General features: G+C 68.4%; 11 protein-coding genes. 2 read left to right on the top strand and 9 right to left on the bottom strand.

Annotated features, from left to right (window positions below; translation table 11 throughout):
- Positions 1-33: 33 nt before the first annotated feature.
- The 4 genes from ACFO8M_RS22425 to ACFO8M_RS22410 form a co-directional block, all read right to left on the bottom strand.
- Complete coding sequence (locus ACFO8M_RS22425) at positions 34-1,818, bottom strand: ABC transporter ATP-binding protein (protein WP_387979762.1); 1,785 nt, start codon at positions 1,816-1,818, stop codon at positions 34-36.
- Positions 1,815-3,665 (bottom strand): ABC transporter ATP-binding protein, encoded by a 1,851-nt coding sequence (locus ACFO8M_RS22420; protein ID WP_387979761.1) that lies wholly within the window; start codon positions 3,663-3,665, stop codon positions 1,815-1,817. The genes ACFO8M_RS22425 and ACFO8M_RS22420 overlap by 4 nt, the downstream gene beginning before the upstream one ends.
- A 311-nt stretch (positions 3,666-3,976) precedes the next feature.
- Positions 3,977-4,741, bottom strand: a complete 765-nt coding sequence (hisF, locus tag ACFO8M_RS22415; RefSeq protein WP_387979759.1) for an imidazole glycerol phosphate synthase subunit HisF — start codon at positions 4,739-4,741, stop codon at positions 3,977-3,979.
- 67 nt (positions 4,742-4,808) lie between these two features.
- A complete protein-coding gene (locus ACFO8M_RS22410) occupies positions 4,809-5,024 on the bottom strand; it encodes a hypothetical protein (RefSeq protein WP_387979757.1) in 216 nt (71 codons plus the stop codon).
- A 50-nt stretch (positions 5,025-5,074) separates the two neighbouring features.
- Here ACFO8M_RS22410 and ACFO8M_RS22405 point away from each other — a divergent pair, with 50 nt between their 5' ends.
- Positions 5,075-5,290, top strand: a complete 216-nt coding sequence (locus ACFO8M_RS22405) for a hypothetical protein (RefSeq protein WP_387979756.1) — start codon at positions 5,075-5,077, stop codon at positions 5,288-5,290.
- A 19-nt stretch (positions 5,291-5,309) separates the two neighbouring features.
- Positions 5,310-6,017 carry a TetR/AcrR family transcriptional regulator gene (locus tag ACFO8M_RS22400; protein WP_387979754.1) on the top strand — a complete coding sequence of 236 codons (708 nt, stop codon included), beginning with the start codon at positions 5,310-5,312 and terminating at the stop codon, positions 6,015-6,017.
- Between the two features lie 58 nt (positions 6,018-6,075).
- Here the strand turns inward: ACFO8M_RS22400 and ACFO8M_RS22395 are convergent, their stop codons facing one another.
- The 5 genes from ACFO8M_RS22395 to ACFO8M_RS22375 form a co-directional block, all read right to left on the bottom strand.
- On the bottom strand, positions 6,076-6,486 hold the full coding sequence (locus ACFO8M_RS22395; RefSeq protein WP_387979752.1) for an SCO5389 family protein: 411 nt from the start codon (positions 6,484-6,486) through the stop codon (positions 6,076-6,078).
- 129 nt (positions 6,487-6,615) lie between these two features.
- A complete protein-coding gene (locus ACFO8M_RS22390; protein WP_387979750.1) occupies positions 6,616-7,584 on the bottom strand; it encodes an ATP-binding protein in 969 nt (322 codons plus the stop codon).
- A 183-nt stretch (positions 7,585-7,767) separates the two neighbouring features.
- Complete coding sequence (locus tag ACFO8M_RS22385; RefSeq protein ID WP_387979748.1) at positions 7,768-8,667, bottom strand: amino acid ABC transporter permease; 900 nt, start codon at positions 8,665-8,667, stop codon at positions 7,768-7,770.
- A gap of 13 nt (positions 8,668-8,680) precedes the next feature.
- Positions 8,681-9,337 (bottom strand): amino acid ABC transporter permease, encoded by a 657-nt coding sequence (locus ACFO8M_RS22380; RefSeq protein ID WP_387979746.1) that lies wholly within the window; start codon positions 9,335-9,337, stop codon positions 8,681-8,683.
- 79 nt (positions 9,338-9,416) lie between these two features.
- Positions 9,417-10,358: a glutamate ABC transporter substrate-binding protein gene (locus ACFO8M_RS22375; RefSeq protein ID WP_387979744.1), complete on the bottom strand. Its 942-nt coding sequence runs from the start codon at positions 10,356-10,358 to the stop codon at positions 9,417-9,419.
- Positions 10,359-10,405 lie beyond the last annotated feature (47 nt).

The raw sequence follows: 10,405 nt of genomic DNA, 5'->3' as shown, positions 1-10,405 counted from the left end.
GGTCGGGTCCGGACCCGACCGCCACGCGCCACATCAGCTCGAGCGGGTCTGCTCGACCCAAGAGCCGTGCAGGCCCGCATAGACCGAGCCGGGCTCGGCCGCAAGATCGGCGTGCGGGCCGTGCTGCACGAGGTTCCCCGCGTCGAAGACCAGCACCTCATCGGAGGTCTCAGCCGTCGACAAGCGGTGCGCGATGATCACCGTGGTGCGGCCCCGGGTCACCGCGTCGAGCGCGGACGAGAGCCGCAGCTCGGTGGCCGGGTCCACGGCGCTGGTCGCCTCGTCGAGCACGAGCAGGTCCGGGTCGGCCACATAGGCGCGCACGAGCGAGACCAGCTGGCGCTCACCGACACTCAGATTCGCCCCACTCTCGCCCAACTCGGTCTCAAGCCCCGCCGAGAGCGTCTCGAGCCAGTCCGTCAGCCCCAGCTCGGCGAAGGCCACGTAGATCTCCGCGTCGGTCAAGTCGGGCCGGGCGAAGCGGACGTTGTGGGCGAGGGTCCCGTTGAACAGGAAGCCCTCCTGCGGCACCATCGTCACCCGGCTGCGCAGGGACGCGAACGTGACGCCCGTGAGCGGCGCACCGCCGATGAGGACCTGCCCCGAGGTCGGGTCCATCAAGCGGGTGAGCAGCTTCGCGAACGTGGTCTTGCCCGAACCGGTCTCGCCGACCACCGCGACCTTCGAATGGGCCCGGATCTCCACATCGATGCCGTGCAGCACCTCCTCGCCGCCCGGGTACGCGAAACGCACGCCATCGAAGCGGACCCCAAGGGGCCCTTCAGGAAGAGCCGTGCCGTCCACCGGGTCGGCCACATCGGGCTCGGTGTCGACGATGTCGAGCACCCGCCGCCAGCCGGAGACCGCGTTCTGGGCCTCGTTGAGCGTCTCGGTGCCGATCACCACGGGCTGCGTGAACAAGATGACCAGGAACAGGAACGCGGTCAGCTCGCCGACGGTCATCGACCCCTCCGCGACCAGGAACGCGCCGAGCACCACCACGACCACGTTGACGCCCAGGTAGACCAGCTCCCCCGCGCCGAACGAGAAGGCCGAACGCCGGATCGCCTTGGTCTGGTCGCGCCGGTGCTCCTCGATCGAGGCGTCCAAGCGCTCGCTCGTGCGCGAACCGACCCCGTACGCGCGCACCGTGCCCGCGCCGACCACCGACTCCGCGACGGCCGACAGCATCTTGGACACGCTCTTGCGCACGTCCGTGTAAGCGGCCGCCAGATGCCCCTGCAACCACTTGATCAGCCAGGTCACCGGGATGAACACGATCCACACCGCGATCGCCAGCTGCCACGAGTACACCGCCATGACCACAGTGGCCACGACGATCTGCGCCGCCGCCGTCACCAGCACCATGCCGCCCTGCTGCAGGAACTGGCTCACCTGGTCGATGTCCGTGGTCACCCGCGCCGTCAGCGCCCCGCGCCGCTCGGACTGCTGGTGCAGCATCGACAGGTCGTGGATGTGCCGGAACGTCTTGCGGCGCAGCGAGGCCAGCGCGTGCTCCGAGACGACGAACAGGCGGCGGTTCATCACGTAGTTCGCGCCAGTGGTGACGAGCAGGGCCGCGATGCCGATCGCGGCCACGGCCATGACGTACCCGATGTCGGGCCCGCCCTCGCCGAGCAGTCCCTTGTCGAGGACCTGCTGCGCCCCGATCGGCACGACGAGCCGGCCGATCGACGTGACTGCCGCGAGGAACACCGTGAAGCCCAGGCCGCGGCGCAGCTCCGGCGAGAGGCGGAGGCCGCGCTTGACGGTCTGCCAAGGGCCGGGCTGGGTGTCGGTGTCCTGCTGCACGCTCACGCCGCGGCCTCCTCGTCGTTGAATTCGCCCTCGAACTCGCGCTCGGCCTCGGCCCGCTCGTAGGCGGTCACGAGGTCGGCGTAGGGCTGGTGGGTCTTGAGCAGCTCCGTGTGGGGGCCGCGGGCGGTGATGCGGCCGTCTTCGAGGAAGACCACCTCATCGGCCAGCGCGATGGTGGCCCGCCGGTAGGCGACGACGAGGACGCTGGCGACCGCGGAGGAGCGCTTGAGCCCGGAGAGGATCTGGGACTCGACTTTCGGGTCGACGGCGCTGGTGGCGTCGTCGAGGATGAGGATCCGCGGCCGTCCGGCGAGGGCGCGGGCGAGGGTGAGTCGCTGGCGCTGGCCGCCGGAGAGGGTGGTGCCCCGTTCGCCGACCTCGGTGTCGAGGCCGTCTTCGAGGGCGGCGGTGAACTTCTCGGCTCCGGCAGCGGCGAGGGCCTTCCAGAGGCGGTCGTCGTCGATGCCGTCTCGGTCGAGGGCGAGGTTGGCGCGGACGGTGTCGTCGAAGACGAACGGGATCTGCTGGACGAGCGCGGTGGTGCGGGCGAGGCTCGCGTGGGTGAGGTCGCGGAGGTCGTCGCCGTCGAGGGTGAGGTTGCCGCGGGTGGGGTCGATGAGGCGGGCGGCGAGGTGGGCGAGGGTGGACTTGCCGGAGCCGGTGGCGCCGACGAGGGCGACGGTGGTGCCGGGTTCGACGGTGAAGGTGACTTCTTGGAGGGCTTCGTGGCCGTCGGGGTAGGCGTAGGCGACGTGGTCGAAGGCGAGCCGGGCGGGGGCGGTGGTCTCGGGGAGGTCCTTGTGGCCGTATGACATGTCACCGGTGGCGGAGAGGACGTGGTCGACGCGGCGGCGGCCGACGACGGAGCCGGGGAGGTCGCCGAGGACCCAGCCGATGGCGCGGACGGGGAAGGCCAGGACCGAGAACATGAAGGAGACGGTGACGAGTTGGCCGAGGTCGATCGCGCCGGCCTCGAAGCGGGCGAGGCCGACGAGGAGGGCGAGGAGCACGCCGATCTCGGGGAGTCCGGCGATGGCGGGTTCGAAGGCGGCGCGCAGGCGGCCGACGCCGATCATGGCGTCGCGCAGTTCCTCGGCGGAGGCGCTGAAGCGTTCGGTCTCGGCGGCTTCGCGGCCCATGGCCTTGACGACGAGGGCGCCGTCGAAGGATTCGTGGCCGACGGCGGAGACTTCGGCGCGCAGTTCCTGGGCGCGCTTGGCGCGGGGGGCCATCTTGGTGGCGAAGAGGGCGTTGAGGGCGAAGAGGGCAGGGAACATGCCGAGGGCGACCAGGGCGACGGCCCAGTCGATCCAGAAGAACGCGGCCATGGCGATGACGACCATGAAGAGGGTGCCGACGGCGAAGGGCAGCGGGGCGAGGGGGCGGGTGGCGGCTTCGACGTCGGCGTTCGCGTTGGAGAGGAGGGTGCCGGTGGGGTGCTTCTGGTGCCAGGAGACGGGGAGGGCGAGGTAGCGGCGGGTGATGCGGCGGCGCCAGTGGGCTTGGACGCCGAACATCATGACTCCGGCGCCGATGCGGCGGGCGCACATGGTGGAGAAGCGGATGATCGAGGTGCCGAGGAGGGCGGCGACGCCGATGAAGACGGTGCCGAGCGCGACTTCGCCGTTCTCGTAGGCGGGGACGGCGATCCCGGAGACGACCCAGCCGACGACGAAGGAGAGGAAGAGCGTCATGGCGGTGTTGGCCATGGCCCCGGCGGCGCCTACCGCGAACGGTTTGGGTTCGAGCCTGATCATGTCGCCGATGTTCCGCAGTCCTTGGCGGAGCAGGCGATCGTCAGCGGGCTGATCGTCGAGGGACGATCCGGCGCCGGTGGGCAGCGTCATTGATTCTCCGGTCGGTGGGTACGGGCACCAGCCCCGCGAGGCGCTGGCTAGCCGGTCGGCAAGCAACCGCTAGCAATCATGCCTCGGACCTACGTCTCTCGCCAACCGCAATACGGCCAAGGCCCGCCGGCACCCCACCACAGGAAGCTACCCCGGATCAGTTGGCGCCAGGCGACAAACTGTCGTACCCCTAGGTCAGGGTTGCGGCCGTGCCGATCTACGGCTCGCAAGCTTCGCCGAGTCCGGGCCCATCGATGTCCGTTCTGCGGAGACTCTCCACTCGTATTCGGCCGTCAGCGAAACCGGTCGGCTCAGCGGACGGGGTGGCCCGCGTTCTTCAGCTCCTGCTTGACTTCGCCGATGCTCACGTCGCCGAAGTGGAAGATCGAGGCGGCGAGCACCGCGTCCGCCCCGGCGGCGACCGCGGGCGGGAAGTCGGCGGCTTTGCCCGCGCCGCCCGAGGCGATCAGCGGGATGTCGACGGCTGCGCGGACGGCTGCGATGAGTTTGAGGTCGAAGCCCTGCTTCATGCCGTCGGAATCGATCGAGTTGAGCAGGATCTCCCCCGCCCCCAGCTCGGCCGCGCGGGCGCACCATTCGACGGCGTCGAGGCCGGTGGACCGCTTCTGGCCGCCGTGCGTGGTGACCTCCCAGCCCGAGTCGGTGTCGCGCCCGGAGGCGACGTCGGCCGACAGGACCAGGACCTGGTTGCCGAATCGCTCTGCGATCTCGGAGATGACCTCGGGCCGGCTGATCGCGGCGGTGTTGATGCCGACCTTGTCGGCTCCGGCGCGCAGCAGCCGGTCCACGTCTTCGGGCGTGCGGACGCCGCCGCCGACGGTGAGCGGGATGAAGACCTGCTCGGCGGTGCGGGCGACGACGTCGTACATGGTCGCGCGGTCACCGGAGGAGGCGCTGACGTCGAGGAAGGTCAGCTCGTCGGCCCCCGCCGCGTCGTAGGCGGCGGCGAGCGCCACCGGGTCGCCCGCATCGCGCAGGTTCTCGAAGTTCACACCCTTGACGACCCGCCCGGCATCCACGTCCAGGCAGGGGATCACACGCACCGCAACAGTCACGCGGCAAGAGTACAGGCCGGGCCCTTGCGTGTCGTCCGCCATATTTTCGCCCTGAACTTGAACATGTTCAAGAGCCGGAGGTAGCGTTGCGGCAGAAGTTGAACATGTTCAACTCAACTCTCCTCGTATAGAACGGAGCGCTGTCATGGACCTGGCAGTCATCGGCTACATCGCCTACCTCCTCGTCGCCATCCCCCTCACCGTCTGGGTCGCCCGCACCCTCGGCGCCAACGGCTTCCACTTCATCAAGGACGTCTTCGCCGGCGACGAGCAGCTCGCCCACGCGGTGAACAAACTCCTGCAGGTCGGCTTCTACCTCTCAACTTCGGGTTCGTGGCACTGTGGCTGCGCACCGCCGAGCCGATCCTCGACGCCCGCGGCGTCTTCGAGACCGTCGCCGTCAAGATCGGCGCGGTGCTCCTGGTACTCGGCGTCCTCCACGTCCTCAACGTCCTCGTGCTCAACGGCTTCCGCAAGAGGGCCCACGTCGACGCCCGCACCCTCGCCACCCTGGAGCCGCCCCGGCGACCCCAGGCACACGGCGCCTGACCCAAGTAGGATCGCCTGCGTGAGCACCGAAGCCGAGTCTTCCGACGCGTCCGCCCGCCTCTCCAAAGGCGAGCGGACGCGGCAGCGCATCATCGACACCGCGCTCGACATGTTCGCCGAACGCGGCTACGACAAGACCACGATGCGGGCGATCGCGGCCGAAGCCGGTGTGTCCGTGGGCAACGCGTACTACTACTTCAAGTCCAAAGAGCACCTGATCCAGGGCTTCTACGAGCAGGCCACCGTCCGCCACGCCGAACTGACCCCGAAGGCCTTGGAGGGCAAGGAGACCCTCGCCGAACGGATCGAGGCGGCGCTGCTCGCCTGGCTCGACATCGCCGGGCCCTACCACGCGTTCGCGGGCCAGTTCTTCAGGAACGCCGCCGACCCCTCCAGCCCCCTGAGCCCCTTCTCGGCCGACTCCACCGAGAGCCGCGACCGCGACATCGCGCTCTACCGCGAGGTCCTCGAAGGCTCGAAGACCAAGGTCCCCAAGGACATGGCCGACATCCTGCCCGAGATGCTGTGGCTTCACCAGATGGTGGTGGTCCTGTACTGGGTCTATGACGCCTCCCCCGGCCAGGAGAAATCGCGCGAACTGGCCCAGCGCACCGCGCCGCTCGCGGCCCGCGTCGTCGCGCTCTCTCGCCTGAAGATCCTGCGGCCCTTGGTGAAGCAGGGCGAGGAGCTCGTGCGGGACTTCCTCATCACCCGCAGGCCCGAGTAATGCCGAAGGGCCGGCGGGACACTCGTCCCGCCGGCCCTTCCGGTCCGTGCCCGAAGGCTCAGCAGTCGCGCAGCTCCGGCGACTGGTTGAGCAGCTGCCCGCGCGGGGAGATGAACTTGCGGTACGTGTCCGAGTCGACCTCCGACACGGGGAACGCCGCGATCCGGTGGCAGTTCTGGAAGGCGAGCTTCACACCGTAGTGGCGCTCCAGCGCGCCGCGCATCGAGTCCGAGGCCAGGACGCGCAGCAGCTGCCCGCGGGCCTGCTCGTCCGGCGGCGGCGTGGTGTTGTCGGCGAACTGCGTCGAGCCGCTCGACGAGACGACCCCGTTCTTCAGGTCGTTCACGACCTTCGCGATGAGCTCCCACGCGAACGGCAGCGACTGCTTCACGCAGTCGATGAAGTCGGCGTCGCCGACCTCTCCCGCCTCGGCCTTGTGCAGCAGGTCTTCAGAGACGTCAAGGGACATGCGTTCTCCTCTCGGTTCGAATCGGTTCATTGTGCTCGGTCCCGGTGACCCTCCGCTGTCAGGTAATCGACGCAGAGGGGTCCCCGAGCACGAGCCGTCCAGAGCGCACCGCACGGCGCTGTGCGGTGCTCAGACGTGTTGTGCGCGGAGCAGGTGCTCCCCGAGGACGTAATCGGGCACGATCTGGTCGGCGAGGTCCACCCCGGCGCGGTCGTTCCCCCAGGCCAGGGCGGCCTTGCGGTGGAAGTCGTGGGCTTGGCGGGTGAACTTCGCCCAGTCCTTGCCCCCGGCGACGGCGCTCTGGCGGGCGGCGTCGAGGACGGCGAGGTTCTCCGGTTCGAGAGCGTCGACGGGACCGACGCTGCCGCGTTCGGCGGCCTTGACGTACTTGGAGCGCCCGCACCAGCCGATGAGGGCGTCGCCGACGTGCTCGCGCAGGAACGCGACGTCGTCCCGATCGTCGATCTTGTTGCCGATCACGGCGATCCGCACGTCGTAGTCCTCGGCGTAGCCGATGTACTGCTTGTAGACCCCGACGCTGCGCAGGGTCGGCTCGCACACCAGGAAGGTGTGGTCGAAGCGGGTGAACATGCCGGAGGCGAAGGCCTCGGCCCCGGCCACCATGTCGACGACGACGAACTCGTCGGTGCCGTCGACGAGGTGGTTGAGCAGCAGCTCGACCGCGCCCACTTTGGAGTGGTAGCAGGAGACGCCGAGGTCGTCGTCGACGAAGCCGCCGGTGGCGGCGAAGCGGATGCCCTCGTGCTCGGTGAAGAGCGCGTCGAAGACCGGGTTCGACTCGCCCACGGTGAGCAGGCGCGAGCCGGGCCCGGGCGGCGTGGTCTTGAGCATGAGGTCGGCGGACGGGATGAGCGGGTTGGTCCCGCGCAGGTAGTCCTTGATGTCGCCCAGGTGCTCCCCGAGGACCGGGCCCATCGCCGCGGCCTCCGCGTCGAGCCCGAGGGCGGCGGCCAGGTGCTGGTTGATGTCGGCGTCGACGGCCATGACCGGGTGGCCGAGCGCGGCCGCGCGGCGCGCGAACAGTGAGGCCAACGTGGTCTTGCCGGAGCCGCCCTTGCCGACGAAGGCGAGTTTCATTCCTGTGGTCCCCCACCAATTGAAAATGGTTGTTGATTTCAAGAGGAGGGTAGCAGGGCCCGAATGTGATTGCGCCTCATACCGACCGGTTCCTCGGTGGAGACCGGCGGGTGCACGGCGAGGGCCCCGTCGCGGTGCGGCGACGGGGCCCTCGGTAATGCGTGATGCGTGATATATGACGTGCTACTCGGCGATCGCCACCGACTTCTCGATCTGCTGGACCGCCTTGGCCGGAGCCGCGGTCTTCTTCCGCAGCTTCCGCTCGGCCAGGACCACCAGCTTCGAGAGGATGTACGCGAGTACGAAGTAGATGAGCGCGGCGATGACGAGCGCCTGCAGGAACGAATTGCCGTAGTCGTTGCCGATGATCTTCGCCGAGTGCAGCAGCTCGGGGTACGTGATCACGTAGCCCAGCGAGGTGTCCTTCAGGAGGATCACCAGCTGTGCGAGCACCGCCGGAAGCATGTTCCGGAGCACCTGCGGCAGCACCACGAGGCGCTGCACCTGGCCGTGGGTCAGGCCGACGGCGTAACCGGCCATCGCCTGGCCCGAGGGCAGGGCGTTCACGCCCGCGCGCAGGATCTCGGCGAGCACGGCGCCGTTGTAGACCGAAAGGCCCACAACGAGGAACGTGAGGCGCCGGGCCTCGTTGCTCCAGCCGAGCTGGTCGGTGGTGAACCCGAGATGCCCGTCGATCGTGAAGGAGATCCAGATCAGCAGCACCAGCGGCAGGGACCGGAAGAACTGCACGTACAAGGTCGACGCCCAGCGGGTCGCCGCGAACCGCGAGATCCGTCCGAAGCCGATGACGGTGCCCAGGAAGAGCGCGCCGATCGAGCCGAGCACGAACGCGGTGAGGGTGTCGATGATCGCCGGGATCCAGGTCGTCTCGACGACGAGGACGTCCAGCGGGTTGGCCCACCGGCTGGCTTCGAAGAAGTCCTTGGCGGCGAGCTGCACCGCCGCGAAGGCCAGGAATCCGAGGATGACCACCGCGGAGATGATGGATGCGATGTTCGAGTTGCGCCGCCCTTTGGGGCCGAGCGCGTCGAACAGGACTGTGCTCTCGTTCTGTCGGCTCATGAGTCACCCGCTCTCATCGGACGAAGGCGGTGCGTCGTTCGACGAACCGCACCAGGTAGCTGAGGACGAAGGCGATCAGCAGGTAGCTGACGGTCACGCCGATGATGACCCCCCAGAGGTCGAACCGGCTCTCGTTGTCCTCGATGAGCCGCCGCGACTGGGCGGTCAGTTCGGCGACGCCGATGGCGAGCACGAGCGCGCTGTTCTTGACCAGGGCGATCAGGAGCGACCCGAGCGGAGGGATGACGGCGCGGATCGCCTGCGGCAGGATCACGCCGCCCAGCGACTGGCTGAACGTGAGTCCGATCGATCGGGCGGCCTCCGCCTGGCCGAGGGGGATCGAGTTGATGCCCGAGCGCAGGGTCTCACCGACGAACGCGCCGGTGTACATGCCGAGGCCGAGCAGGGCCCAGACCCAGTTGTCGGCGACGATCCCGATGCTGGGGAGGCCGAAGTACATGATGAACAGGACGGCCAGGAGCGGCACGTTCCGGAACAGCTGCGTGTAGGCGTTCGCCGCCCAGCGCGCGGGCAGTGCGGGGCTGACGTGCATGACCACGAGGACCATGCCGATGATGAGGGCGATGGTGAAGCTGGTGAGGGTGACCCAGACCGTGGTCCATGCTCCCGCACCAAGGGCCGCGACCATGAGGTCGAAATTGTCGAACAAGCGGACTCCTCCATAGGGCGGCCGGCGGCGGCTGCTTCAGCGGCCGCCGCCGGCCTACCGAACGGTATCGGGCTACGGGTTACTTGGCTTCGTAGCGGTCCGGGACCGGCAGCGTCTCCGGCATCGGCATGCCGGCGGCGCCGAAGGTCAGGTCGAAGGCCTTCTGCCAGTCGCCGTTGGCGGTGATTTCATCGATCATGTCGTCGATGAACAGGCGGGCGTCGGTCTCGCCGAGCTTCATGCCGACGCCGTAGGGCTCTTCGGTGAAGATGTTCGAGGACTCCAGGACGCGGTAAGCGTCGGGCTTGTCGACGGTGAATCCGTAGAGGATGGTCTCGTCGGTGCTGACCGCGTCGGTCTGGCCGTTCTCCAGCGCCTGGGCGCAGGCCGCGTAGTCCGCGAGCGGCGTGATCTTGGCTTCCGGGTTCTCCAGTTCCAGGTTCTCGATCGAACCCGAGCCCTCGGCGATGCAGACGTCCTTGCCCGCGAGGTCGGCCACCGAGTTGATGTCGGTGTTCGAGGCCTGGACCATGACGTTCTGGCCGGTGTTGAAGTACGGACCGGCGAAGTCGAAGGACTCCAGGCGCTCGGGGTACATCGAGTAGGACGCGATGACCACGTCGACGGTGCCGTCGTTGATGTAGGTCTCGCGGTTCTGGGAGGTGGTCTCGACGAACTTCAGGTTCGCGTCGTCGCCCTCCTCGTCCACGGAGCCGAAGATGTACTGCGTCAGCAGACGAGCCATCTCGGCGTCGAAGCCCTCGACCTTGTCGGTCGCGGTGTTCATCTGGCCGATGAGCGGCTGGTCGTACTTGACGCCGACGACGATCTGGCCCTTGTCCTGGATCGTCTTGATCAGGCCGTCCGGGATCTCGGTGGCCTGCTCCAGCGAGTAATCGCCGACGGACTCCTTGAGCTCCTCCTGCTCCTCCTGGTCCTGACTCGCTTCACCGGAACAAGCTGCCAGCGACAACGCCACGGCAGCCATGGCCGCTACCGCGCTCCTACGGAACATGCGCATGATGTTTCCTTTCCTCAAGGGGGCGAACTGTGTGGTGGTGTGGTGCA

Source organism: Glycomyces rhizosphaerae, assembly GCF_042647865.1.
In the GTDB taxonomy this organism is placed as follows: domain Bacteria; phylum Actinomycetota; class Actinomycetes; order Mycobacteriales; family Micromonosporaceae; genus Glycomyces; species Glycomyces rhizosphaerae.
The sequence above is the reverse complement of the archived record's forward strand: the minus strand, read 5'-3'. Positions and strand labels throughout refer to the sequence as shown.

Excerpts from the sequence above, each read along its gene's own strand:
- ACFO8M_RS22420 (WP_387979761.1), bottom strand. The coding sequence starts at position 3,665 with ATGACGCTGCCCACCGGCGCCGGATCGTCCCTCGACGATCAGCCCGCT.
- ACFO8M_RS22395 (WP_387979752.1), bottom strand. The coding sequence starts at position 6,486 with ATGTCCCTTGACGTCTCTGAAGACCTGCTGCACAAGGCCGAGGCGGGA.
- ACFO8M_RS22390 (WP_387979750.1), bottom strand. The coding sequence starts at position 7,584 with ATGAAACTCGCCTTCGTCGGCAAGGGCGGCTCCGGCAAGACCACGTTG.
- ACFO8M_RS22385 (WP_387979748.1), bottom strand. The coding sequence starts at position 8,667 with ATGAGCCGACAGAACGAGAGCACAGTCCTGTTCGACGCGCTCGGCCCC.
- ACFO8M_RS22375 (WP_387979744.1), bottom strand. The coding sequence starts at position 10,358 with ATGCGCATGTTCCGTAGGAGCGCGGTAGCGGCCATGGCTGCCGTGGCG.